General features: G+C 67.8%; 23 protein-coding genes. 14 read left to right on the plus strand and 9 right to left on the minus strand.

Annotation, left to right across the window (positions count from 1 at the left end):
• Positions 1-70: 70 nt before the first annotated feature.
• Together ON40_RS04755 and ON40_RS04760 are read right to left on the minus strand one after the other, a co-directional pair.
• Positions 71-661, minus strand: coding sequence for a TetR/AcrR family transcriptional regulator (locus tag ON40_RS04755; RefSeq protein ID WP_051192690.1), 591 nt, complete (start codon positions 659-661; stop codon positions 71-73).
• A gap of 27 nt (positions 662-688) precedes the next feature.
• On the minus strand, positions 689-1,924 hold the full coding sequence (locus ON40_RS04760) for a cytochrome P450 (protein ID WP_040818886.1): 1,236 nt from the start codon (positions 1,922-1,924) through the stop codon (positions 689-691).
• Positions 1,925-2,103: 179 nt separating this feature from the next.
• On the opposite strand from ON40_RS04760, the gene ON40_RS04765 reads away from it, so the two are divergent.
• The 8 genes from ON40_RS04765 (at position 2,104) to ON40_RS04800 (ending at position 12,694) form a co-directional block, all read left to right on the plus strand.
• Positions 2,104-3,375, plus strand: a complete 1,272-nt coding sequence (locus tag ON40_RS04765; RefSeq protein WP_245567669.1) for a GlnX family signal transduction membrane protein — start codon at positions 2,104-2,106, stop codon at positions 3,373-3,375.
• Complete coding sequence (locus ON40_RS04770) at positions 3,372-4,340, plus strand: glutamate ABC transporter substrate-binding protein (RefSeq protein ID WP_040818889.1); 969 nt, start codon at positions 3,372-3,374, stop codon at positions 4,338-4,340. Before ON40_RS04765 ends, ON40_RS04770 begins: the two co-directional genes overlap by 4 nt.
• Positions 4,341-4,348: 8 nt before the next feature.
• Positions 4,349-5,527, plus strand: coding sequence for a coiled-coil domain-containing protein (locus ON40_RS04775; protein ID WP_040819416.1), 1,179 nt, complete (start codon positions 4,349-4,351; stop codon positions 5,525-5,527).
• Positions 5,528-5,952: 425 nt separating this feature from the next.
• On the plus strand, positions 5,953-8,073 hold the full coding sequence (locus ON40_RS04780; protein ID WP_245567670.1) for a serine/threonine-protein kinase: 2,121 nt from the start codon (positions 5,953-5,955) through the stop codon (positions 8,071-8,073).
• On the plus strand, positions 8,070-9,110 hold the full coding sequence (locus ON40_RS04785; RefSeq protein WP_040818895.1) for a protein phosphatase 2C domain-containing protein: 1,041 nt from the start codon (positions 8,070-8,072) through the stop codon (positions 9,108-9,110). Before ON40_RS04780 ends, ON40_RS04785 begins: the two co-directional genes overlap by 4 nt.
• Positions 9,107-10,393 carry a vWA domain-containing protein gene (locus ON40_RS04790; protein ID WP_040818898.1) on the plus strand — a complete coding sequence of 429 codons (1,287 nt, stop codon included), beginning with the start codon at positions 9,107-9,109 and terminating at the stop codon, positions 10,391-10,393. The genes ON40_RS04785 and ON40_RS04790 overlap by 4 nt, the downstream gene beginning before the upstream one ends.
• On the plus strand, positions 10,393-11,103 hold the full coding sequence (locus ON40_RS04795) for an FHA domain-containing protein (protein ID WP_040818901.1): 711 nt from the start codon (positions 10,393-10,395) through the stop codon (positions 11,101-11,103). Before ON40_RS04790 ends, ON40_RS04795 begins: the two co-directional genes overlap by 1 nt.
• A gap of 154 nt (positions 11,104-11,257) precedes the next feature.
• Positions 11,258-12,694 (plus strand): amino acid permease, encoded by a 1,437-nt coding sequence (locus ON40_RS04800; protein ID WP_040818903.1) that lies wholly within the window; start codon positions 11,258-11,260, stop codon positions 12,692-12,694.
• A gap of 50 nt (positions 12,695-12,744) precedes the next feature.
• Here the strand turns inward: ON40_RS04800 and ON40_RS04805 are convergent, their stop codons facing one another.
• Positions 12,745-13,863: an amidase family protein gene (locus ON40_RS04805; RefSeq protein ID WP_040818906.1), complete on the minus strand. Its 1,119-nt coding sequence runs from the start codon at positions 13,861-13,863 to the stop codon at positions 12,745-12,747.
• On the minus strand, positions 13,860-14,942 hold the full coding sequence (locus tag ON40_RS04810; protein ID WP_040818908.1) for an acetamidase/formamidase family protein: 1,083 nt from the start codon (positions 14,940-14,942) through the stop codon (positions 13,860-13,862). The genes ON40_RS04805 and ON40_RS04810 overlap by 4 nt, the downstream gene beginning before the upstream one ends.
• 296 nt (positions 14,943-15,238) lie before the next feature.
• On the opposite strand from ON40_RS04810, the gene ON40_RS04815 reads away from it, so the two are divergent.
• Both ON40_RS04815 and ON40_RS04820 read left to right on the plus strand, forming a co-directional pair.
• The gene (locus tag ON40_RS04815; RefSeq protein WP_245567671.1) at positions 15,239-16,561 is read left to right on the plus strand and encodes an amidohydrolase family protein; all 1,323 of its coding nucleotides are present in this window, start codon (positions 15,239-15,241) and stop codon (positions 16,559-16,561) included.
• Positions 16,554-17,096 (plus strand): DUF1097 domain-containing protein, encoded by a 543-nt coding sequence (locus ON40_RS04820; RefSeq protein WP_040818911.1) that lies wholly within the window; start codon positions 16,554-16,556, stop codon positions 17,094-17,096. The genes ON40_RS04815 and ON40_RS04820 overlap by 8 nt, the downstream gene beginning before the upstream one ends.
• 91 nt (positions 17,097-17,187) lie before the next feature.
• Here the strand turns inward: ON40_RS04820 and ON40_RS04825 are convergent, their stop codons facing one another.
• The gene (locus ON40_RS04825; protein WP_040818913.1) at positions 17,188-18,084 is read right to left on the minus strand and encodes a DMT family transporter; all 897 of its coding nucleotides are present in this window, start codon (positions 18,082-18,084) and stop codon (positions 17,188-17,190) included.
• Between the two features lie 340 nt (positions 18,085-18,424).
• Here ON40_RS04825 and ON40_RS04830 point away from each other — a divergent pair, with 340 nt between their 5' ends.
• The 3 genes from ON40_RS04830 to ON40_RS55945 all read left to right on the plus strand — a co-directional run bounded on the left by ON40_RS04830 (position 18,425) and on the right by ON40_RS55945 (position 21,454).
• Positions 18,425-19,150 carry a ParA family protein gene (locus ON40_RS04830; RefSeq protein ID WP_040818914.1) on the plus strand — a complete coding sequence of 242 codons (726 nt, stop codon included), beginning with the start codon at positions 18,425-18,427 and terminating at the stop codon, positions 19,148-19,150.
• Between the two features lie 23 nt (positions 19,151-19,173).
• A complete protein-coding gene (locus tag ON40_RS47895) occupies positions 19,174-19,992 on the plus strand; it encodes a hypothetical protein (RefSeq protein ID WP_051192692.1) in 819 nt (272 codons plus the stop codon).
• A 289-nt stretch (positions 19,993-20,281) separates the two neighbouring features.
• Positions 20,282-21,454, plus strand: coding sequence for an NlpC/P60 family protein (locus ON40_RS55945; protein WP_051192693.1), 1,173 nt, complete (start codon positions 20,282-20,284; stop codon positions 21,452-21,454).
• Between the two features lie 11 nt (positions 21,455-21,465).
• Here the strand turns inward: ON40_RS55945 and ON40_RS04845 are convergent, their stop codons facing one another.
• The 3 genes from ON40_RS04845 to ON40_RS04855 all read right to left on the minus strand — a co-directional run bounded on the left by ON40_RS04845 (position 21,466) and on the right by ON40_RS04855 (position 23,990).
• Positions 21,466-22,740, minus strand: coding sequence for an amidohydrolase (locus tag ON40_RS04845; RefSeq protein WP_083895413.1), 1,275 nt, complete (start codon positions 22,738-22,740; stop codon positions 21,466-21,468).
• A 162-nt stretch (positions 22,741-22,902) separates the two neighbouring features.
• Entirely contained in the window at positions 22,903-23,409 is a 507-nt protein-coding gene (locus ON40_RS04850) for a MerR family transcriptional regulator (protein ID WP_083895414.1), read from the minus strand.
• Between the two features lie 212 nt (positions 23,410-23,621).
• Positions 23,622-23,990, minus strand: coding sequence for a VOC family protein (locus ON40_RS04855; protein ID WP_040818916.1), 369 nt, complete (start codon positions 23,988-23,990; stop codon positions 23,622-23,624).
• Positions 23,991-24,117: 127 nt separating this feature from the next.
• On the opposite strand from ON40_RS04855, the gene ON40_RS04860 reads away from it, so the two are divergent.
• Complete coding sequence (locus ON40_RS04860) at positions 24,118-24,318, plus strand: hypothetical protein (protein ID WP_040818918.1); 201 nt, start codon at positions 24,118-24,120, stop codon at positions 24,316-24,318.
• 17 nt (positions 24,319-24,335) lie between these two features.
• On the opposite strand, the gene ON40_RS04865 is transcribed toward ON40_RS04860, so the two are convergent.
• Entirely contained in the window at positions 24,336-24,827 is a 492-nt protein-coding gene (locus tag ON40_RS04865) for a SixA phosphatase family protein (protein ID WP_040818920.1), read from the minus strand.
• Positions 24,828-24,986: the final 159 nt, after the last annotated feature.

Below are 24,986 nucleotides of genomic sequence, written 5' to 3' on the forward strand. Positions count from 1 at the left end.
TGAATACGCACCCCGTGCAGGGCCCGCTGAGGGTGCGGATCCGAGCTCGGGGTGCGCTCGAAAACTCGAATCAGCGGCGGGCGGAGGCGAACAGCGGCGCGATGAAGCGGTGCAGCATCTGCGACTCCTCGTCCTCGTCGCGACCCGGGACGGTCAGCAGCGAGACGATCGCGCGAGTCAGCCAGCGGGCCAGCAGCGTCGCGTCCCCGTCCGGCGCGGCACCGGTCACCGATCCGGCAATGGCCTCGATGACCTGCGAAGTCTGGGCGATCTCGATGGCCAGCCCCGCATCCCCCGGACGGAACCAGGCGATCAGCAGTGGATCGGCGCGCACCGCCCGCAGACTGGCCAGCACACCGGCGACCGCGCGCTCACCCGGATCGTCGATTCCGGCGATCTCGGCGGTGACGTGCGCCCCGATGCGCCGGGCCTCGCGGTGGACGAAGGCCAGCTGCACCGCTTGGCGACTCTCGAAATAGCGGTACAGCGTGGCCCGCGAACAGCCCGCGGCCTTGGCGATATCGCCCATCTGCGTGGCGGCCACCCCGCGTTCGGCGAACAACCGCGCCGCGGCGTCCAGGATCCGTTCGGCGGCGCTCAACGAGCGCGCCTCACCCAGCCAATCACCCACAACTCTCCCGTCGCCGCTCGTCTCCGGCATTCGCCTCGGCGCCGGGCCCGAGCTCGCTCACGCCGCCGGGCCCCGGACACCGAACGGCACGCTGACCGGCCAGCGCACATAACTGCCGTCGGTGTACCGCACGTTATCCATGTCGACGGTGAACTCCGGACAGCGGGCCAGCAACTCCTTCAGGGCGATGGTCGCCTGCATCCGCGCCGCGGCCGCACCGAGGCAGTGGTGATTGCCGTTGCCGAAGGTCATGATGTTCCGCGGGCTCCGGGTAACGTCGAGTTCTGCTGCGTCCGGCCCGAATTCGCGTTCGTCGCGATTGGCCGAGCCGTACAGCAGCAGTACGCGACGGCCTTCGGGGATGACGCCCCCGTCGAGTTCGACGTCGCGAGTGGCGGTGCGCGCCAGACCTTGTACGGGCGAGGTGAGCCGCAGGAATTCGTCCACCGAGCCGGGAATCAGATCCGGATCCTCGAGCAGCCGTCGGCGCTGCTGCGGGTTCTGGGCCAGCAATTGCACCGCGCCGCCGAGGTTTCCGGTCGTGGTGTCGTTGCCGCCGGTGATCATGGTGAAGGCGAAACCGAGGATCTGCAGAATCTCCCCGACGTCACCGTCCGCGCCCAACCCGGAGGCCACCAGATGGGAGATGGTGTCCTCACCCGGTGCGGCCCGGCGCTTCTCGATCAGTCCGGTGAAGTACTGCATCAGTTCGGTCACCGCGGTCTGCGCCTGCATGACCCCGCCGGCGCCGGTGGCCGAGGCCGCGACGATCGCCTCGCTCCAGCCGTCGAACGCGGCCCGATCCTCTTCGGGCACACCGAGATAGTGCGCGACGACCATGGTCGGCAGCGGTTTGAACAGCTCCACGGTGATGTCGCCGCCGCCCGCCGCGCGTAGCCGCTCGATCCGTTCGACGACGAATTCCCTTACCGCGGGGCTGATTTCCTGTACCTGTCGCGGGGTGAACCCCTTGGCCACCCGACGCCGGAAGATCGTGTGATCCGGCGGATCGGTGAAGACGAACGGCCGGTTCTCGCCCAGGCCGATCGCGCTCAGATCGGTGTAGTCGACCGTCAAACCCTGTGCGGAGGAGAAGGTTTCGGGATCGCGCACGGCCTCGTAGACGTCGCGATACCGGGACAGCACGTAATAGTCCTGGTCTTCACGCCCCTCGGGGACGACGTGGTGCACCGGATCGTGCTCCCGCAGCGCGGCGTACATCCCCCACGGATCGCGCCAGCTGTCCCCGGATCGCAGTTCGAACCGAGCCTCGCGAGACAAAGTATCGCTCATGTCTCAACGGTAAGGCAGATGGCAATTTATGTCTAGAGGTGATGTGGCCAGTTCGCGGTGCGTCCGGCCTGCGGTGGCCGGAAATCTAATCGTTCGGCGAACCCAGAACCGCTCCCGTACGATCGCGTTCGAGACCCCGGCGTGCCGGAGTCCCGAACGGCACGCAGGAGGGGGAGGAGTTGAGACTTCGTCTACCGGCGACCGTCCGTCAGGGCGCGGACTGGTTGCGGCGTCTGGCCGCCACCACGCCCGGCGCGATCGCCGCGATCGCCGTCGCAGCCGTGGTGCTGTGCCTGATATCGGGTCTGGTCTGCGCGAACGAGTTGAGCGACAAGACCACTCGCCGTGACAACGCGCTGACCCGCTCGGAGCCGCTGAACAACGCGGCGCAGAGCCTGTACGTCGCGCTGTCCCAGGCCGATGCGAGTGCGGCCACCGCATTCCTGTCCGGCGGCGTCGAATCGCCGCAGATCAGATCGCAGTATCAGCAGGCGCTCGCCGACGCGGCCGGCGCACTGGCCACCGCGACAGCCGGGGCGAACGACCCGCAGAGCCGCCGGATCGTCGCGAACATCTCCGCGGATCTGCCCGCCTACACCGGACTCGTCGAGTCGGCGCGGGCAAACAACCGGCAGGGCTTCCCGGTCGGCTCGGCCTATCTGCGCGAAGCCTCGGGTCTGATGCAGAAGTCGTTGCTGCCCAGCGCCGCTCAGCTCGCCACCGAACGCGCCGCTGCCCTGCGCGCGGATCAGCGCGCGATCACCGGCCCGCCGTGGCTGGCGATCGTGCTGTTGTTGCTGGTGTTGGCGGGTGCGGGCGCGGCATCGCGAATTCTGCTGCGGCGCACCAACCGGCTGTTCAATCTCGGCATCGTCGCCGCCGCGGGCGCGGCGCTGGTGGCGCTGCTGTGGGTCGTGGTCTCGGCGATCACCTCGGCCGGTGCGATCGATACCGGCGCGGGCGGTCCGACCACGCGTTCGGAGAATCTCGCCCAAGCGCGGATTCTCGGGCAGCAGGCGCGCACCGACGAGATGCTCGAATTGATCACCCGCGGCGACACCACCGGTACCGAGGCCGATTTCTCGGCCAAGACCGGTCAGCTGCACAACCGGCTGTCCGGGGTGGCGCCGGCGGATTCGCCTGTACTGCTGCAGTTCTCGCAGTGGCTGGCGGGACATCGCAAACAGGTCGGCTACTACGACGCCGCGAATTATCCCGCGGCGGTGGAACAGGCTATCGGCACGGCACCCACCGACTCGTCCGGAATCTTCACCGCCCTGGACGATTCGGTGCGCGCGGATCTCACGCGGACCCGAGTTCAGGTGCGCGAGCAGATCGCCTCGGCCGGTGACAGCTGGATCGGCGGCGCCGCGGGCACACTGGTTCTGCTGGTGTTCGCGGCCGGCGCAGCGGTCATCGGACTCTGGCCGCGGCTGAAGGAGTTCCAGTGAGGCGCACCCGGTTGTTGCGATCGCTGGTCGTCCTGGCGACGACCGCACTTCTGGCGGGCTGCGGCGCCGATGCGGCCGTGCCGCGGTCCGCGCCGGTCGCGCCGGTCCGGCCACTTCCGCCCGATTCGCAGACGATAAAGCCCAGCGCGACGCCCGCCGCCCAGTGCGGCGATCTGACCACCAGCCTGACGCCGAGTTCTGGTGCGTTCGCGCCGGATTCGACGATGGCGCGGATCAAGGCCAAGGGCCGCCTGACGGTCGGCGTCGATCAGAACACCTATCTGTTCGGCTTCCGTGATCCGTCCACGGGGCAGCTGGAGGGCTTCGACATCGATCTGGCGCGCGAGATCGCCCGCGACCTGTTCGGCGACCCGAACCGGATCGAACTGCGCTCGGTCTCCACCGCCGAGCGGGTGCCCGTGTTGACCGACAACCGGGTGGACATGGTGGTGCGCACCTTCTCGGTGACCTGTGAGCGTCGTCGTGACATCGCGTTCTCCAGTGCGTATTTCACTGCGGCGCAACGTATTCTGGCTGCCAAGACGTCCGGTATCCGGTCCGCGGCCGATCTGGACGGCAAGCGGGTGTGCGTCACGGTCGGCGCGGATTCGGCCGACCGGCTGTTCGCCCTGAATCTGGCGCATCCACCGACTGTCCTGGGCGTGACGAACTGGACCGACTGCCTGGTGGCGCTGCAACAGGGACAGGTGGACGCGGTCAGCACCGATGAGCCGATTCTGGCCGGTCTGGCCGCGCAGGACGCCAATCTCCAGGTGGTGGGCGGTCCGCTGGGATACGAGTACTACGCGGTCGGATTGCCGCACGGCCAGGACGATATGGTCCGCTTCGTCAACGGCGTACTCGACCGCATCCGCGCCGACGGCACCTGGCAGCGGCTCTACAACGCCAGCCTGGGTTCGCTCGGTCCCTCGACCGGACCACCGGCCGCGCACTACAGCGGATGAGGTCGCAGATGCATGCGCTCACCGCCCTCGAGATCGACAGCGAACTGGCCGCGCGCGGCCGGGAGATCGACGCGGTCACCGCGACGCTGCTGGAGCTGGATCGCCATCCCGGGCTGGTATTGCTGCGCGGATTCCCGCCGACGGGCGGCACCGCGCAGCAGTGGCGTCCGATCGAGCAGTTGCTGGATCTGATGTGGGAGGACTTCGGCCGGATCCAGGCGATTCTGGATCAGGCGCGGGTCGTGCGGGCGCAGCGCGCCAAACTCACCGATGCCGATCGCGCCGAACTCACCAGACTGCTGCGCGATCGTCCGCACGAGGCCGCGCGGACCGCGATCCCGATGGCTCAGCGTTCGCTGACCGGGCCGGGTGAGCAGGTGCTGTTCGTGGGTATCGCGGATACCCTGGAACGGATGCGCACCGCGTTCCCGCAGATCGCGAGGTTTCTCGACGCCGTCGACGCGGCGAATACCCGGGTGCTCGAGGCGCTGAAACCGGTGCAGGCCGAATTGACCCGGCTCGGCGGCATCACCCCGGAACTGCGAGCGATCGCGGACGCGGCCACCGATATGCTGAGCCGCTCGGCGACCGATCCGTTGTCCCGGAACGCATCCGAGATCGACTCTCGCGCCGCGGAATTGGTTCGCAGGATCGAACGCGAATCGCACGATCTGGCCGAACTGCGGGTGCTGAGTGAGCAGTGGCCGACGGCGATCGAGCAGACCCGCGACCGGCTCGCGGCGATCGGGAAGGTCGTCGATCGGGCCGCACTCGCGCGGGAGCAGGTGCAGGAGAAGATCCACACCGCCCCCCTGCCCGCCCATCGGGACGAGACCGGGCCGCTGCGCCGCGAACTCGACGCCCTCGCCGACGGTCCCCCGGACACCCGCGCCGCATTCGCCCTGCGGGAGTTGCGCCGCCGGATCGCCGCGGCGCACACCCGTGCCGAACAGGCGCTCGAACTGGCCCAGGGTCTGCTGGACCGTCGTGCGGAACTGCGCGGCCGATTGGCGGCATACCAGGCCAAGGCGGCTCGTCTCGGTGTGAGCGAGGACCAGGATGTGTTGTCCGCCAACCGGATCGCCACGGGCCTGCTCGGCCGCGTGCCGTGCGATCTGGCGGCGGTCACCCGGGCGATCACCGACTATCAGCAGGTCGTCGCGGAAGTGTCGGGGAGGCGGGGATGAATGGTACGGCGGGACCGGGTGGGCAGTGTGCCGAGACCGGATGCACCGGGACGATCGTCGAGGGCTATTGCGATACCTGTGGCACGGCGCCACAGGTGACCGCGCCGTCCGGTGCCGCGTCATCGGCAGAGGCCGCCGGGTCGTGTGGTGAATCTGGTTGCAGTGGAACGATTTCCGGCGAGTTTTGCGATACCTGCGGGACGGCTCCGAATGCGGTCGCGAGCGTTGTGGGTGCGTCGGCGGACGGTGCACCGTGCGGTGAGACTGGTTGCACCGGAACGATTTCCGGTGGCTACTGCGATACGTGCGGGACCGCGCCCGCGCCGGTACAGCCGAGCGGGTCCGGCACCGCGGCGGGAGGGAGTGCACTCCCGGGGACACAGCCGGTCGCGACGGTAGGGACGGCTCGCACCGGATCTCGTTCGGTGCGTACGCGATCCACCTCTTCCCGGGCCCGCCGCGGCAGTCTCGGGGCGGGAATGGTCGAGGTGCCCCGGGTAGCGCGGGTGGATCCGGCCAGCGCGGTGCTGACCGATCCGAGCGTTCCGGAAAGCAAGCGGTTCTGCGCCAATTGCGAACGGCCGGTCGGGCGTTCGCGCGACAACACCGCGGGGCGCCCCGAAGGGTTCTGTCCGCACTGCGGCAGCCGGTTCTCCTTCACGCCCAAGCTGGTGCGCGGTGAGCTGGTCGGCGGGCAGTACGAGGTGGTCGGGCCGATCGCGCACGGCGGGCTGGGCTGGCTGTATCTGGCCGTGGACCGCAACGTCAACGATCGCTGGGTGGTGCTCAAGGGTCTGCTGAACACCGCGGATCCGGATGCGATGGCCGCGGCGGTGGCCGAGCGCCGGTTCCTGGCCCAGGTCGAACACCCCAATATCGTCAAGATCTTCAACTTCGTCGAACATGCCGGGGCGGACGGTATTCCGGTCGGCTACATCGTGATGGAGTACGTCGGCGGAACCTCGCTCAAACAGGTGCTGCGCCGTCATCGCGACAGCGCCGGCGCGCATCTGCCGCCCGCACAGGCCATCGCCTACGTCCTGGAGATGCTGCCCGCGCTGGGATATCTGCATTCGCTGGGTCTGGCCTACTGTGATTTCAAGCCGGACAACGTGATGCAATCCGACGAGCAACTCGAACTCATCGATCTCGGCGCGGTCATCGCGATGGACGATCTGGACAGCCCCATCTACGGTACGGCCGGATATCAGGCCCCCGAGATCGCCGACACCGGCCCCACCGTGGCGACCGAGGTGTACACCGTGGGCCGCACGCTGGCCGTGCTGATGATGCCCTTGCCCGAGCGCGACGGGCATTTCGCCGAACTTCCCGACCAGGCGACCGAACCACTTCTGGCACAGCATGATTCGCTGTACCGATTCCTGGTGCGCGCCACCGACGCCGATCCGGACGCGCGCTTCGCCTCGATGGAGGAGACGGCCGATCAGCTGACCGGTGTGCTGCGCACGGTGCTGTCCACCCAGGACGACGTGCCGCATCCGGGGCTGTCGGTGAATTTCGGTCCGCCGCGCGGGGTGTTCGGCGCGGGCGCGCAGGGGAATCCGGTGACGCTACCGGCGAACGGTTCGTTCCGGCTCGACCCGCGTGACGTCGTCGCCGCATTGCCGGTGCCGCTGGTCGATCCCGCCGATACCGGCGCGGCGCTGCTGGCCACGACCAGCGGCACGAGTCCGGCCGAACTCGAACCGGCGTTCGCGGCGGGGCTGCGCGCGGTGGTCACCGGTGCGGCCCGATCGGTGGAGATCCCGTTGCGGCTGATCCGCGCGGCTCTGGAGACGGGTGACGCCGCCGATGCTCAGCGCCGCATCGACGAGGTGGCTGCCGAACTGGGCGAGGATTGGCGACTGAGCTGGTATCGCGGCCTGGCCCGATTACTGGTCGGTGAATTCGACTCGGCCGCGGTGGAATTCGAGATGGTGTACGCGACGCTGCCCGGCGAGGCCGCTCCGCAGCTGGCGCTCGCGGTGGCCGCGGAGCTGTCGACCGGCCTGCCCGGCGTCGATCCGAAAATCGAATTACACAGGGCTGCAAGGTATTACAGCATGGTGTGGCAAACCGACCGGAGTTTCGTGAGTGCTGCTTTCGGTCTGGCCAGGCTGCGTCGTGCTGCCGGAGAGCACGTGGGTGCGGTCGCGGTCCTGGATCAAGTCGATCCGGCCTCGGCGCGGCACACCGAAGCCGCGATCACCGCGGTGGAGGTCCTGTTGGCGGGTCGGAGTACGACCGAAATCACCGAGGAGCTGTTGCGCGAGGGCGGCAGCCGGATCGAAAGGCTCGTCATCGAATCGAAATATCGTGCCGCACAGGTCCGCACGGTCGTGCTGGACGCCGCCCTGGCCTGGCTGTCCGCCGGTCACGCCGCCACCGCGGCCGATCCGCTCCTGGGGCGTGATCTGGATCCGGCCGGTGTGCGCTCGGGGCTGGAGAACTGCTTCCGCGACCTCGCCCGGGACGCCGGAGATCTCTGGGGGAGGATCGAATTGGTCGATCACGCCAACCGGATCCGTCCGAGGACGGTCCTGTGAGCGGCGTCGCGGGTCGACACTGCCCGGGATGCCAGGCCGACATCGGCGTCGCCGACCGCTTCTGTGAGCAGTGCGGGCGTGAGCTGGCCTTCACCCGCGCGGTGCTGCCGGACGTCACGATCGATCCGGCGGCGGTGTGCGACGACTGCGGCGCGGCGGATTTCGACGTCGACGGCTACTGCGTGGCCTGCGGCGGACTGCGCCGCCCGCCCGACCGCAGCGAGGCCGATCTCGGTGCGGTGCAACTGATCACCGATCGCGGCCTGGTGCACGCCCGCAACGAGGACGCGGTCGCCGCGGCGCTGCTGGACGACACCTCCGGCCCGGCGATCGTGATCGCCGTCTGCGACGGCGTGTCCACCTCGGAGGATCCGCAACTGGCGGCGCGGGCCGGGGCGCGCGGCGGGGTGGACGCCTGCCTGTCCGCACTGGCTGCCGATCGCACCACCATCGACGCGGTCAAGGCCGGTCTGGAGGCCGCGTTCCAGGCGGTGCGGGATGTGTCCACCGGGGTGGGGCACTCGCCGTCCTGCACCTATGTGGCCGCGGTCCTGCGTGCCTGCGAGGACGGTGAATTCGAGATCACGGTCGCGAATGTCGGTGACAGCCGGGCGTATTGGCTGTCCCCGGACGAGGCGCACGGGACACCGCCATCGCAGCGCCTGACCATCGACGATTCCTGGGCGCAGGCGCTGGTCGACGCGGGGGTGATGAACGAGGAGGCGGCCATGCAGGATCCGCGCGCGCATGCGCTGGTGCGCTGGCTGGGCGCGGATTCCGAGCACAAGGCCGCCGATACCCGGGTGCGGTCGTTCCGGGTGCGCGGCCCCGGTGTGCTGCTGCTGTGCAGCGACGGGCTCTGGAACTATCTGCCCGATCCGGTGGCCATCGCATCGGTCGCCACCGCGACGGCGACCCAGGCGACCCAGGCCGCCCGCGAACTGGTCGAATACGCCCTGGCGGCCGGTGGCGGCGACAACATCACCGTCGCGCTGGCGCCCGTGGGCATGCCCTGGGGACGAGGAGGCGAGGCATGAGTTCACCGGCAGTGGAGGGGATTTCGGTCGTCGTCGACCAGAATCAGTATCTGGCCGAGGGCGCGGACACCGTGGATGCGGTCGTCACGGTGGAGAGCGGTGCGCAGTTCGCGGTGGCCGCGCCGGCGCGCGAGCGCGTGGAGATCATCATCATCGACTGTTCGGGGTCGATGGCGGCGGGTGACCGGTTCGCCGGGGCCCGCACGGCCACTCTCGCCGCACTGGACGAAATGCCCGACGGCACTCTGTTCGCGATCGTGAAGGGTACCCACGTCGGTGAGGTGGTCTTCCCCGCGCGCGGGCCGCTGCAACGCGCCGATCGCGAATCGCGCACCGCCGCAAGGCATGCCCTGGACAAATTGCGCCCCTACGGCGGTACCGCGATGGGGATGTGGCTGGGTGTGGCGCGGCAGATCGCCGGGCAGTATCCGGGGGCGATGGCGCACGCCATTCTGCTCACCGACGGTAAGAACGAGCACGAGGAACCCGCGCACCTGCTCGACGAGATCCGACAGTCCGCGGGCCTGTTCACCTGCGACTGCCGCGGCGTGGGCACCAATTACGTGGTGGCAGAACTGCGTACCGTCGCCTCCGGTCTGCTCGGCTCGGTCGATGTGGTCAAACAGGGGTCGGAGCTGACCGCCGACTTCCAGGCGCTGACGCAGGCGTCGATGGGCCGCACGATTCCCGAACTGACGCTGCGGGTCTGGACGCCCGCGGGCGCCGCGGTGCGCTTCGTCAAGCAGGTCGCGCCGACCATCGAGGATCTGTCCGATCGACGTCACGAGACCGCCGCGCAGGTGGGGGAATACCCGCTGGGTTCCTGGGGTGCGGAGGAACGCGACTATCACGTGCAGGTCCGCCTCGATCCGGCCGCGCCCGGCCGGGAGAAACTGGCCGCCCGGATCAGTGTGGTGGCCGGGGACGAGGTGGTGGGCCAGGGGTTGGTGAAGGCGGTGTGGACCACCGACAACGAATTGTCGGCCCGGATCGGCCGCCGCGTCGCGCACTACACCGGTCAGGCCGAACTCGCCGAGGCGGTGCAGGAGGGCTTGTCCGCTCGTAAAGAGGGCGATGTGCACACCGCGACGGCCAAACTGCAGCGGGCGGTGGAACTGGCCGCCGAGTCCGGGAACGAGGGCACCGCGAAGCTGCTGCGCGGTGTCGTGGAGGTCGACGACCACACCGGTACGGTCCGGCTGCGGAACGATGTCGACACCTTCGACGAGATGGCCCTGGACGCGCGTTCGACCAAGACCGCCCGGGTGCGGAAGGAGTCCTAGTGCTCACCTGCCCCGACGGTCACCTGTCCGCCGCCACCGATTACTGCGACGTCTGCGGCGCGGCGTTGAGCAGCGGTGCTGCTCCCGTTCCGCCCGCGGCGGCCCCGTTGCCGTGTCCGGCGTGCGGTGCGCCGATCTCGGCGCGGTTCTGTGAGGTGTGCGGCCATGATTCGGCGCTGCCCGCGCCCGGTCGCGCGGCCGAGCCGGTCGCGGGACGGGCCGATCTCACGGCTGTGCTGCCGGAATCTGTGGCTCCTACAGTGGAATTCGGCAAGTCGGAGCAGAACAGTGCTGCGGGAGAGTCGGTGTGGGTGGCGACCGTCGCCGCGGATCACGATCTCTACCAACGGATGCTGGCTCGCAAGGGGCCGGACGCCGAGCGGGTGGAATTTCCGGGCTTCTATCCGGAGCGGCGGATTCCCTTGCGGGGCAATGATTTCCTGGTCGGCAAACGCAGTGTGTCGCAGGGTGTGCTGCCCGACATCGATCTCGGCATCGCTCCGGTGGACATCGGTGTATCCCGGTCGCACGCGCGTATCCACGTCGACCGGGACGTTCTCACCGTCACCGATCTGGGCTCCACCAACGGGACGAGCATCAACGGCGTCGACGACCTGATCCCGCCGGGTACGCCGGTTCCGCTGCACAGTGGTGATCGGATCCACGTCGGGGGATGGACCACCATCACCGTCACCCTCGAACCGGTCTGAACCGCTGCCCGCACGGTCGGCGGGATGCAGATCCGGTCGACGATCTGCTTGTCCGATCCGACGAAATCGCCCGAATTCATTCATGAAAGCGGACAATCTGGGTGTTACCGCTCACATTTACACTGCCCCGATCAGGTAGTACAAGGAGCAGCACATGCCAGCTAGTCCAGTCTTGCGTGAATTCTTCCGGCGCAAACCCATCGACCAGATCGAGGAGCACGAATCCGGCGGCCTGAAACGGGTATTGGGCCTGTGGCAGCTGACCACGATCGGCATCGGCGGCATCATCGGCGCGGGGATCTTCAGTCTCGCGGGTGAGGTCGCGAACAAGAATGCCGGACCGGCGGTGCTGGTCTCCTTCCTCATCGCCGGTGTCGCGAGTGCGGCCGCGGCCCTGTCCTATGCCGAATTCGCGGGGCTGATCCCGAAGGCGGGTTCGGCGTACACCTACGGGTACGCGGTACTGGGCGAGCCGGTCGGCTGGTTCATCGGCTGGGATCTGCTGCTGGAGTACACCGCGATCGTCGCGGTGGTCGCCATCGGCATCTCCGGCTATATCGAATATCTGCTCGAGCAGCTGAATCTGCATCTGCCGGTGTGGATGCTCGGCGCGCCCGGAACCGGTGCGGGACACAAGGTGGATCTGTTCGCCGCGGTGCTGTGCCTACTCATCGCACTGCTGCTGAATCTGGGGATGAAGGCGGCGGCCCGATTCGAGACGGCCGTGGTCGCCATCAAGATCGTGGTCGTGCTGATCGTGATCGTGGTCGGCTTCTTCTACATCAAGTCCGGCAACTATCACCCGTACTTCCCGTTCGGATTCGGCGGTGCGGTGACCGGCGCCTCGACGGTGTTCTTCGCGGTGTTCGGCTACGACGCGATGTCCACCGCCGCCGAGGAGTCCGTCGACGCCAAACGTCATCTGCCCAAGGCGATCCTGTATTCGCTGGCCATCGCGATGGTGCTGTACGTGCTGGTCTGTCTGGTGCTGACCGGTATGCAGCACTACTCCGAGATCAATCCCAAGAGCGGGTTGTCCACGGCCTTCAAGTCCGTGGGGCTGCCGGGGCTGGGCAGTCTGATCGCGGCGGGCGCGATCATCGGCATCACGACGGTGCTGTTCACCTTCATGCTGGGCGTCACCCGGATCTGGTTCTCGATGAGCCGGGACGGGTTGTTGCCCAAGTGGTTCGCCAAGACCCATCCGACCCGGCACGTGCCGACCCGGATCACCTGGATCGCGGGCGCGGTGTCCGCAGCGATCGCCGGATTCATGCCGATCGGGTCGGCGGCCGAGCTGACCAATATCGGCATTCTGCTGGCCTTCGTGGTGGTGTGTGCCGCGGTGATCGTGTTGCGTTACCGCTCACCGGAGTTACCGCGTTCGTTCCGGACGCCGCTGATGCCGGTGGTGCCGCTGGTCGGCATCGGTTTCTCGATCTGGTTGATCACCTTCCTGCAGCCGATCACCTGGTTGCGGTTCGCGATCTGGTTCGTGATCGGCATGGTCATCTACTTCGGTTACAGCCGAAGGCATTCGGTCCTGGCGACCGGGGCGCGTCCGGATGCGAGCGAGGCCGCGAACGCCTGATTCCGCGAGCGGCCCATCGGCGAATTCCCTTCGTCCGATGGGCCGCTCGTTCAGCGCAGCAGTTCCGCTGTGGCCAGCAGGGATTCGTCACATCCGGGTGCGGCGATGAGTGAAAGTCCCAGTGGCAGACCGTCGATACGGGCGACCGGCAGGCTCAGTGCGGGTGCGCCCAGTATCGGCGCGAGACAGGTGAGCCGGACCACCGCGGCGCGCCCGGCACCCGAATCCTCCAGTAGTGGTGCGGGATACGGGGTGGCGGGCAGGGCGAGTACCCGGTCGTCCGCGAATGCGCGCAGGATGCGATCCGATGCCGTACGCAGCACCGACCGCGCCTCGGCGGCCATGCGCGGGGTGACCTCGGCCGCCAGTTCCAGACGCGCGGAGACGTTGCGGCCGAAGATCGGCCGTTCCCGGCGCACCCATTCCCCGTGCTGCTCCCAGACCTGCGCGGCCTGGGCGGTGCTGAACGCCGCACGCACCCGGTCCCAGCCCCCGGCCTCGAACAGCGGTGCGGTGGTGAGTTCGAAACCCGCGCCGACCAGGCGGGTCAGCGTGCTGCGCAGGACCTGTCGCACCGGTTCGGCGACCGGGATGTCGGCGGGCCACCAGATCGTGCGCGGGCGCGCATCGGTGCCGACGCCGTCGAGCATCAGCCGCGCCCCGGCACGCAGGGTCGCCAGATCTCGGGCCAGCAGCGCCGGGACATCGAAAGACGGTGCCAGCGGTACGATTCCGTCGTGCGGCGCGCGAGAATGCGTGGGGCGCAACCCGAAGATGCCGGTGTAGGACGCCGGGACGCGAATCGATCCGGCGGTATCGGTGCCCAGTCCGAGATCGGCCAGTCCGGCGGCGATCACCGCGGCGGTCCCGCTCGACGATCCGCCCGGCATGCGTTCCGGCGCGACGGGATTCACCGGCGTGCCGTAGTGGGCGTTGGTGCCGGTCAGGCTGTAGGCCAGCTCGTCGGTATGGGTCTTGCCGACAACGGTGAACTCGGCCCGCAGCGCGCGAACGACCGCCGCGTCGTGCTGTGGAATCGAATGCGTGGCCAGCCAGCGCGGATTTCCCGCGCCGGTCGGCATACCCGCGACATCGATGACGTCCTTCACGGCCAGTCGCAGGCCCGCGGGTGCGTCCAGGACGGGCAGCCAGGATACGAAGCCGTTCACAGCCCCTCCAGATCGCTCTTGCGGATGCAGCAGTGCACACCCTTGACGATGTCGACGACCTGGGAGATGCGGAAGTCCGCGGTCGCCGACAGATAGGCCAGTGCGATCGGAGCCGGAATACGGTGTCGCGCACCGAGATACGCGATCGCATTGCGGGTGGCCTGCGCGACCGCGGCGTCCAGGTCGCGGTCCAGGCCGATCAGCAGATGATCCTGCGGGGTCTCGGCGAACGGCGTCGCGAGCACCTCGGCGAGGTTGCGCATCTGCGGATCGGTGTGCAGGCGCAGCCGCAGCGTGGCCCGCAGCGGAGCCTCGAACGCGGTCAGTGCCACCTCGCCGTCGCCCATGGCGAAATGCGGATCACCGGCGTAGAACAGCGCGCCGGGGACCTGAACCGGCAGATACAGTCGCGCGCCGACCCCGAGCATGCGGATGTCGAGATTCCCGCCGTGCGGGCCCGGCGGCACCGAATGCACCGGGTCCTCGGTGGCGGCGGCAACGCCCATGATGCCCAGGAACGGGTTGAGCGGGAAGCGTAGCGAGCGCCCGTCGCCGACCGCGATGACGCCGCGTTCGGCCTCATCGACGGTGGCGATCGTGCAGACCGGCGGCACCGGTTCATCCGCTGGGTGGCCTGGCGGCGGGGCCGGATATTCGCCCGGCAGCGCACCCCGGCCGTGTCGATTGCTGATCACGCCGTAGTCGGTGCGGCGACGCAGTTCGAGCACCTCGACCTCGAGGACGTCACCGGGCAACGCGCCGGTGACCGCGATCGGCCCGGTGAGCACATGTGGCCCCTGAGTGCTCGGATCATGACTACCCGAATCCGCGACAAGTGCTGTGTCGGAGAGGATTCCGCTGATTCCGGCCGGAGCGAAGAACGCCGCCGGATCGCGGCCCTGATCCTCGAGGATGCCCTCGTGACTGATCGTGTCGAGGCAGACGGTGGCGCCCGAGCCGACGGTCAGCACCGGCTCGCTCACCGCATTGGGCAGCAGGCCCCAGGAGATCCCGGCCGGATCCGCCGGGAGGTATACCTCGCCCGAGAGCGGGCCGGAGTGGGGCTGCAGCAGAGTCATCGACCATCCTTCGAGTGCGACCGGAGAGTGGTTCCGTATACAACCACCGCGCGAGGCGTGCCGCCAGGGTGTAGGGCGAACCTGTGGGAAATGCCACGCGAGCCTGGAATAGCGGAAATTAGACGTTAGCTGACGGATTGCCGTGAGGCGGAAATGTGGCGGTGACATGGCATCTGACCAGGTAGGAACCCCTCAGATTGGATCTGGGCAAATGATCAGCCTGTCCTGCGAGGATTCGGTAACACGCCGGAAAAATTTCCCGAGGGCAGGCGCAACACGGCATTTCTATACAGATTGTGCCCCTGCTCCTCCTGGAGGTACTCATGGCGGATCTGGTTCTCCGCAACGCCCGCATCTCGGACGACTCCGGTCTCGTCGACATCGCCGTCACGGCCGGATGCATCACGGAAATTGTTGCGGCACAGTCGATTTCCGGCATCGAAGCGATCGACTGCGATGGCCGCGTGGTCATCCCGGGACTCGTCGAGGCGCATGTGCACGTGGACAAGGCGATGCTCGACCGCGAACGCACCGATCCGGACGGAACCCTGGCCGGCGCAATCGCGGTCACCGGCGAGCTCAAGCGCGGTTTCACCGCCGAATCGGTCCGGACCCGCGCGCGGCAGGTGCTGGAGATGGCAATCCTCAACGGCACCACCATGATTCGGGCGCATCCAGATGTGGATCCGATCGTCGGACTGCTCGGCGTGCGGGTTCTGCTCGAACTGCGCGAGGAATACCGCGATCGGATCGATCTGCAGATCGTCGCCTTCCCGCAGGAGGGCATCCTGAAGGCGCCGGGCACCCTGGAACTGTTGCGTGAGGCCCTGCGCCTGGGCGCGGACGTCATCGGCGGCTGCTCCTACAACGAGGCCGATCTGGCCGATTGCCACCGGCACATCGATGCGGTCTTCGATCTGGCGGACGAATTCGGCGTCCCGGTGGACATCCACGCCGATTTCGCCGACGACGCGGCCGATCCGCGATTCGCCCTGGCCGACCGGATCGCCGAGGTCACCGCCCGAACCGGGATGGGCGGGCGGGTCACGCTCGGGCATGTGACCTCCCTGGCGGGACGGCCCGTCGCCGAACGCCGGGCCACGATGCGACGGCTCGCCGCTGCGGGCGTGGCCGTCGTACCGTTGCCCGCGACGGATATGCACCTGGGCGGCCGGGCCGATTCGGTGGCCGTGCGTCGCGGCGTCGCGCCGGTCCGTGAGTTGTGGGAGGCCGGGGTGCAGGCCGCGGTGTCCTCCAACAACGTGCGAAATGCGTTCACCCCCTTCGGAAATGCCGATCTGCTCGATATCGGCCTGTTCCTCGCGCAGACCGGCCACCTCTCGGGTGAACGGGACCTCGCGCGGGTGCTGACCATGCTCACCGAGGCTCCGGCGCGGATCGTCGGGATCGCCGACCGTTACGGGCTGCGTCCGGGCGCCGCCGCCGATCTGGTGGTGCTGTCCACCCGCAGGGTCGCCGACGTGCTGCTGGATCGGCCGGATCGCTGCTACGTCCTCAAGCGCGGCCGGGTGGTGGCCCGCACCACCCGCCATCGAGAACTGTTGCACCCCAGCACCTCCCATTCTCCCGCCGACATCGGAGTCCTGTCCCATGCGTGAGCTCGTACCCCACGAAATAGTCGCCTCCATCCTCGCCGCGCTCACCGCCTTCATCGGCGGCACCGCGTTGAATCTGCCGCCCTGGGCGATCTTCATCGGCTGGGCCGGGACGTTCCTGGCCGGTGGTCCCTCGATGGCGGTCGCACGCAAGCTCTGGGCCGCGATGCCCGCCGGCTCGACCTTCGCGATGGTGATCGTGCTGATCGACCAGCACATCGGCACCGCCTTCGGACAATCCCGCCTGGCGCAGGACGCCGTACTGGCCCTGATCATCCTGGTGGTCAACACCGCCCTGATGTACACCGGCCGGATCGGCTACTTCTCGCTGATTCCCGGCATGTTCTTCGGCTTCGCCTCGTATTTCGCCACCTACTTCGGCGGGTTCGGCTTCCATCCGGGCAATCTGCTCGCCGTCTGGGTGTCGGTGGTCGCGATGAACGCCCTCGGTCCGGTCTTCGCGTATCTCTCACGCAGACTCGCCTTCCCGCGTCCGGTTGCCGCACCGGTCCCCACCGCGGTGCCGGACGCGGCGTGAGTGCACAGCTGCTCGGCCGCAGTCATGAGGGGACTGCGGCCGAGCCGGGTGGTCCTGGCGGCCACCGTCGAGCGGGCCGCGCCGTCGTCGGTTAACTGCGGTTACTCACCCCCAGTGCGACGATCAGCAGCGCGGCGCCACACCATCCGGCCACCGAAAGCCGTTCACCGAGAACGACTACCGACAGCAGGGCCGCGGTGAGCGGCTCCAGCAGTGCGGCGATGGCGGCGAAAATCGGTGCGGCAGTGCGTAGCCCGCGGAAATAGGCGGTGTAGGCGACGGCGGTGGGCACGCTGCCCAGATAGGCGGCCGTGGCCAGGGTCGCCGGGCGCAGGGGCAGGGACATGCCGCTGGTCAGGGCGATGGGCGTGAGCAGCAGTCCGCCGGTGAGCATGCCGAATGCGGTGGTGCGCAGCGGATCCAGACCCTCGACCGTGCGGGTGGTGAGCAGGGTGAGGGTCGCGAACCCGGCGGCGGCCAGCAGCGCGAAGCCGACCCCCGCGGCCAGTCGCCATCCGGTCCTCACACCGTCCGGCGACCAGGTGAGCAGGACCAGTCCGGTGACCGCTCCGGCGATCGCGGTGAGCGTCGCGGTATCGGGTCTGCGCCGGGTGCGCAGTACGGTGCCGAGGGCGACGAAGACGGGCAGCATCCCGATCGTGGCCATCGTCGCGATACTCACCGAAATGTATTGCACCGCAAGGAAATAGCTACCCTGGAAGAATCCCAGCAGGCCGCCGGTGAGCAGCGCTCGGCCGAGCGCGGCCCGGGTGCGCGGCAGACCGCGCAACCCGCCGGATACGGCCAGTAGGGCGATCGCGAGACCACCGCCGATGAGCAGCCGGTAGGCCGCGACCGACAGCGGCGCCAGATGCGCCTCGCGGGCGAGGATGGAACCGGACAAACCTCCTGTGCCCCAGAGGATTCCGGCCGTGATGAGAGTCAGTGCGGATCGGTCGCGCGCGGGCGCGACGACGTCGACGGACATGGGTGTTGGTACTCCTGCGTCGAAGAAGAAGGGGACGACGACGCGAGGCGGTTGCCGATGATGTTCGCATCGGGAGACGGGTACCCGAACTCAACCGAGCAGCTGACGCCACCCGGCCCGTGAAACCACCTCGCTCAGGAGGCGGGGGGCGGAGTGACGGTGAAGATTCGGTGCATGGCGGACATGCTACCCGGTATCGGCGCGTGCCCGGCATGCGGAGTGGGTGTGCAGATCGGCTGTGTCCAATTGGACACGCCGTGCTCGTCGAACGGTTTCGGAGTTATATCCGTGCAACACTGGCCACCGCACAGTTTTACTCCTCACTATGGGAGGACCGTCCATGACGAATTCTGTTGCATCACTGGATCTGCCCCGTCCCCTGGTAATCACATTGGGGAATCTGAAGGGTGGTGTCGGGAAGACCACCTCCGCCTTCTTTCTCGCCGCCTATTTCGCCCGGGTGCACGAGTTGCGCGTACTCGTGATCGATGCCGACCCGCTCAGTCAGACCGGATATTCCTGGCATCGCAGGCTGGTCCGGGCAGAGGTGGACATCCCGTTCACCCTGATCGCATTTCCATCGAGACACGTCGGCGATTGCATTGCCGACAATGCCGCCGACTACGACGTCGTGATCGTGGACGCCGGAGGTGAGTCAGCGGATATCTTCAAGGCTGCCATTCCCGCGACCGATGAGCTCGTCCTGCTGACGAGCGTGAGTCCCTCGGAGGTGAAACGAGTGCCCAGCACCTATCGGGCCGCCGAAGAGGCGGCTGCCGGCGCGGACCGGGAAATTCGGGTCCGAGTCCTCATGACCAAGGTTCCGGTCACCATGAAGAACGGCGTCAACATATCCACCGAATACCGCTCTCAGCGGGCTTGTCTGGAGAACGCCGATTACGACGTATTCGAATCCAGTGTCAGCGCCTGGAAATGGTACCGCGAAGCCGCCGATGGGGAAGTCGGCGAAGGCGCGGAAAATCCACTCCAGGATCTCGGCGAATATCGGCAGGTGGGCGATGAACTCGTCGCGCCCTACCGCGCCGCATTGGGGGTGCCTGCCTGATGCCTCCGCAACGCAGGAAATCGATGATCGGTGGTGCGCACGCGCAGGCGGCCAATCCGCTGGACGATTCGGCCGAGCACACGCCCGCGGTCTCGCCACTGCGCGACGCGGAGTGGAATCGCCCGGAGCATTCCGGGCGGGCTCTGGCGGTCGTTGCGCGATCCGGTGAACCGCAGTCGGTGAACGTGCTCACCGTCCCGCTGCCCGATGCGGGCGCGGGCCCGCTCAGCGATGGTGAGCAGAACCAGTTGTCGGCCTGCGAATCCTCGATCAGCACTCTGCGCATGGCCTTCTGGGCGGCCGGGCGGGCGTTGCAGATCGTGCGTGACGGGCGGCTGTATCGCAATGCCTACCCAAGTTTCGACGACTATGTGGAACAGCGCTGGGATATGCAGCGCTCGTACGCGCACAAGCTGATTCGCGCTTGGCCGCTGGCCGCCAAACTCCATCCGCTGGCCCCGGGGATCAACGAGGGGCAGATACGGGAATTGCTGCCGGTGGCCGCCGAGTACGGCGAGGACGCCGCGGTCACCGTCTATGCCACGCTCGTGGCGGGCGATGTGAAGATCACCGCGGGCAAACTGCGCGAAGCGGTGGCGGTGCTGCCCGGTGAATTCGATCGCGATCGAGTGGTGCAGCATCTGCAAGCGTGGCTGCGCGGTGAGGTCGTCGAGGATCCACACGAACGCCCCGTGGATCTGTTCAGTTCGGCCGAGACCAGGCTGGCCGCGCTGACGCGCCGGATCGTCAAGGGATCCGGTGGTGACCCGGCCGCGGCCCGTGAATTCGCCGCGAAGTTGCGCGGCCTGGCCGAGCAGATCGAGCAGCAGATCAGCGCCTGAGATATTCCGGCAATGCCCCGCAGTGCAGAAAAATGCATTGCGGGGCATTGTCGTGATATCAGTTGTTTTTCGATACTTTATCGTCTCGTTATCGTATTTCGGTGCGGTTGTATTTGCGATTCAACATTTTCCGGCGAATGATTGCGCCTCGGATCCGCTCGACTGGACGCAACACCGTGATGTTTTTCGAATCTATTTCGAGGAGCTCGACGGAGTCGGCCGCGTCAACGGGACGTGGCTTCGCAAGGCCCCGATCGACCCTCGATGACAGGATCGTAAGGAGTACATCATGAGCGCAGGAAACGACGAGGTCCGATATACCCGCCTGCTGCGGCGGGTGCTCTGGTTCGCATTCGGGGTCGCCGCGGCCACCCTCGGAATGGTCTGGGCGACGGTGCTCGCCACCGGCCAGGCAGCGGCCCAGCCCGTGAACGTCCCGGCCGTCGGTGTGATCGATGTGCCGGACCAAGTCGGAATCTCCCGGGGCATCGAACAGGGACTACATCTGGCTCCGGCTGGGCCGCAGCAGAATTCGAGCGTCGTGCCGCGCATCGCGATCAGCGCGCCGTCCGCTCCCGCAATTGTGCGGCCCGCCGTCGGGCTCGCACCTACGCCTGCAATCGCACACCTGGCTGCGACGCCTGTTCCCGGCGCGGCCGAGTTCGCACCTGGTCTTGGCATCGCGCCCCCCGCTGCGCCGCCCGTTCCCGATGTCGTGCGCACTGCGGTCGGGTTCGTACCGGCCCTCGGAATCGGGCAACCTGCTGTCGCGACAGCTATACCCGCGGCGATGCCTTCCGCTGTCGTGTTCGTACCTATCCCGGGAATTGTGCGCCCTGCCGTCGCACCTGCACCCGGCGTCACGCACTCCGCAGTCGCGACGACATCCGATCAGTCGCCGGTAGTCGCACGAGCGTTCACATTCGCACCGGCGCCTGCACCTGTACCTGAAGCCGGGGCCGCGCAATCCGACCTGCCCGGCCTGCCGCCGGTGCTCGATATTCCGCAGGTCCGGCAATTCCTGTCTTCGCCCCAGTTCCGTGGGCTGACGCTGCCCGGCCTGAACCTGCCCTTGCCGCAGGCGCAGTCCACGCCGCAGGCTGCGCCCACGCAGCGTGAGACAACCGGCGAACGCGCTCTCGATGCCGCTCGCTCCAAGCTCGGACACGCCTATCGATATGGTTCGGCGGGCCCTGACGCATTCGACTGCTCCGGCCTCGTGCAGTGGTCCTATCGGCAAGCCGGGGTCAGCGTGCCGCGCACCAGCTACGGCCAACTCGACTCCGGAACCCCTGTTCCGCTGAACCAGTTGCAGCCCGGCGATGTGGTGTCCTTCTACGGTGGCGGTCACTCGGCCATCTACGAGGGCGGCGGGCGCGTCATCCACGCCTCGACCGACCGCACCGGGGTGATCGAATCCCCGATCGGGCAGATGCCGGTCACCGGCGCCCGCCGATTCTGATGAGCGGGCGATCAGCTCCGGGCGAGTTCGCTGCTCGCCGCCACGACCATCGCGTTGATCGCCGGTGGCAGGGTCTGTTCCGGGTCCGGCGCGAAGCGGGGGGAGTGGTTCGAGGCCGTCCCGGCGGGCAGCGCCATCTCCTGATGCAATCCGATCCAATCCTCGGCGGTGTACCGATCCGCGGAGAATCCGCCGACGTACCAGAACACCGATGCGCAGTTCGCGGCAGTGGCGAAGGCGCCGAAATCCTCACTGCCGGTGATCGGTCCGGGCAGTGGGAAGGCCGGGAATCCGTTGGCGGCGAACGTCGTCAGCAGGCGGTCGGTATCGGCGGCGGAGTTCACCGTGACCGGGAAGCTGTCGAATATTTCGATCGCCGGATCCTTGTGTACCCCAGCCGATTCGGCCTCGGCTGCGGCCATCCGGCGCACGCCCGCCAGGATCGTCTCGCGCGAGCCGGCGGTGAATGTCCGCAGACTCAGCAGCATTTCGGCATGCTCGGCGATCACGTTCGGCCGGTCGCCGACGTGCAGTGCGGCGGGGGTGAGCACCGGTGCCGACGGCAGCGCGGCATGCTGGGCGGCCAGGCCCTGCAGCCGTTGCACCAGGGACGCGGCCATGGTCAGCGGATTCACCGCGGCATGCGGCATGGACGCGTGTCCGCCCGAACCGGTCAGCTCGATCCGGATCGAATCCGACGCGGCCATCAGCACCCCGCCGCGGCTGAGGATCAGTCCGGCCGGAACCGGGCCGACGTGCTGGCCCAGCACGATGCGCGGATGTGGAAAGCGGTCCAGCAGACCGTCGTCGAGCATGCCGCGCGCACCGAAACCGGTCTCCTCGGCGGGCTGGAAGATCGCCACGATCGTGCCCGGCAGATCGGCTCGCGCGGCCAGGCGCGCACAGGCCCCGAGCAGGGCCGTGACATGTACATCGTGCCCGCACGCGTGCATCACGCCCGGAATCCGCGAGGCGTAGTCCAGTCCGGTCTCCTCCTGCACCGGCAGCGCGTCCATATCCGCGCGCAACCAGATCACCGGGCCCGGACCACCGTTCAACACGCCGACCACGCCCGTGCCGCCGATTCCCTCGGTGACCTCCCAGCCGGGTATCGCCCGCAATTCGTCCGCGACCAGACGGGCCGTGGCCACCTCTGCTCCGGACAGTTCGGGATTCGCGTGCAGGTGCCGGTAGACCTCCAGCCAGTGCTCGTCCACTGCGGGCATCGCCGCGACGGCGGCCAGACCGGCGCGCACCGCGCTTTCGATATCGGCGGGGGAGGTCATCGGGCAGCTCCTTCAAGGCGGGAGATCAGGCAGGTTCGCGTCCCGCGCACCCGAACTCACCCATCTCCGGACCGGGATCCGCGCGGCCGGGCACCGTGCGCATCGTCGAGCATATGAGCAGTCGCGACTCCCGGAGTGCCGAGCCAGGTGAACGCTCGGCGATCAGACCGGTGCGCCCTGATCGATCCGCTCGTGATCGACCGCCTCGTCCTGGCTCGGGCGCGGGCAGACGCCCACGGTGCGCCAATCGGCGGCGGCCGAATTGCCCTCGTACAGCGAGATCTTGCAGTCCAGCACCTCGACGGTCTGCCGCAGTTCCTCGATCTGGGCCAGCACGTCGGCCCGGGTGCGCTGGAACATCGCCAGGCGCTCCGGATAGGTCGACTCCCCGGCGCGTACGAGTTCGGCGTATCGGATCATGTCCGCCACGGACATTCCGGTGCGCCGCAACTTGCCGATCAGTGCCAGCCAGTCCATGTCCCGATCGCTGAACCGACGTTTACCGGCGTGATCGCGGCCCACCGAATCCAGCAGCCCGATCCGCTCGTACCAGCGCAGGGTGTCCCGGGTCAGGCCGGACAGCTCGGAGACCTCGCCGATCGAATAACGCGCGCGCTCGTACTCGGGATCGTTCCTGTCGGTGATCCGATCCCATGCCGCCGTACCCATAATCTTCTGCCTCCGCTTCGCTCCGGCGTGTTCGCTGTATTTGATGCCTCCGCTTCGCTTCGGCTGTTCGCGGTTGGCGTTGTTCAGGGTGTTGGAACCAGGTGTACGGGGGTGTCGTCCACCGGCGCTCCCGGACGGTTCTCGTAGCCGTCCGCGGCCCCGAACTCGAGATCGATTCTGCCCGAATTCACCGCCGGTGGCCGGGGCGCAGGTCAGGAGCGCTTCGGGATCTCCTGTACCGCCCACTTGTTCCCGTCGGGGTCGGCGAAATAGGTGAACAGCCCCCAGCCCTCGTCCTTGACGGGCGTGGCCGCCACACCCGCGGCGGTCAGTTCCTGATACGCCTGTTCGGCGCTGGCGACGACGATCTGCATGCCGACCACGCTGCCGGGTGCGGCATCGGTGATGCCCTTGCCGACGGCGATCGAACATCCCGACCCGGGCGGGGTGAGCTGAACGAAGCGGATGTCCTCGGTGGGACTCTCGTCGTAGTCGGCGTTGAAGCCGATACCGGTGTAGAACTTCTTGGCGCGATCGACGTCGGTCACGGGGATGGCGACGAGCTCGATTTTCCAGTCCATGCGCACAGGATGGCACCGGGCACCGACAAGTTTCGCTCCCCGCGCGGGGGTACGATTCCGCACCCCTTCCACCAGGGCCGCGTGAAAAGGACCGGACGATCGGGACGAGTCGGCCTACGCTGAATTCATGGCCAAAGAGATCGATCGGATCCGGGCGCGATCGGCGCTCGAGACGATCAGAGAAAGTCCGCTCATCGCCGCGATCGCACTGTTGCCGGTGCTCGTGGTCCTGGGCGTCGTGTGGTGGCTGACCAACTGGTTCGTGGCCCTGGTGCTGCTGATCGTGTTCGGTGTGGTCGTCGTGGTTCGCGGGCGGATCATCAGCTAGCCGCGGCCCCGCGGGTGCTACCGCGGGACGTGGAAGCGCACCAGATCACCCGTGCCGGTGTCCAATTCGGCCCAGGTGCGGTCGAATTCCAAGACCGCCAACGCCGAGGTGGGGAATTTGCGGCTGAGTTCCGCGGCCGGTTCGGAATTGCGGTTGGCGGCCAGTTCCCAAGCTGTCCAAGGCATTCCGGGTGCGTGCCCGACCACCAGCAGGGTCTGCACATCCGGCTCGGTGAGCTGGATCAGCTCGATCAGCGTGCGCGGCGAGGCCTCGTAGATCGAGGAGTCGAACTGCACCGGGGCGGTCACGGCCGTCGCGGTGAGCGTCTCGCGGGTGCGCACCGCGGTGGAACAGCACACCGCGTCGATCCGAGGCTGCGTCTCGCGCAGCCAGTCACCGGCGAGCGCCGCCTCGCGGCGTCCGCGTGCCGCGAGCGGCCGATCGTGATCGACGACACGTTCGGGGTAATCGGATTTGCCGTGTCGCATCAGAATCAGGGTCCGCACCATAGCCGATACCGTAGGCGGACCGGGCCGAACCGATGCTCGGGCATGCCGTGTGAGGCGGTATTCGGGTTACCGAAACCCCGTACCGACGCATCCTGATGAGAGAGACGTCTCACTCTCGAGGCACACTGAAGGTGGCGTCACATCCATTGCCCACGGGCA

Source organism: Nocardia jiangxiensis NBRC 101359, from assembly GCF_000308615.1.
Classification (GTDB): Bacteria; Actinomycetota; Actinomycetes; order Mycobacteriales; family Mycobacteriaceae; genus Nocardia; species Nocardia jiangxiensis.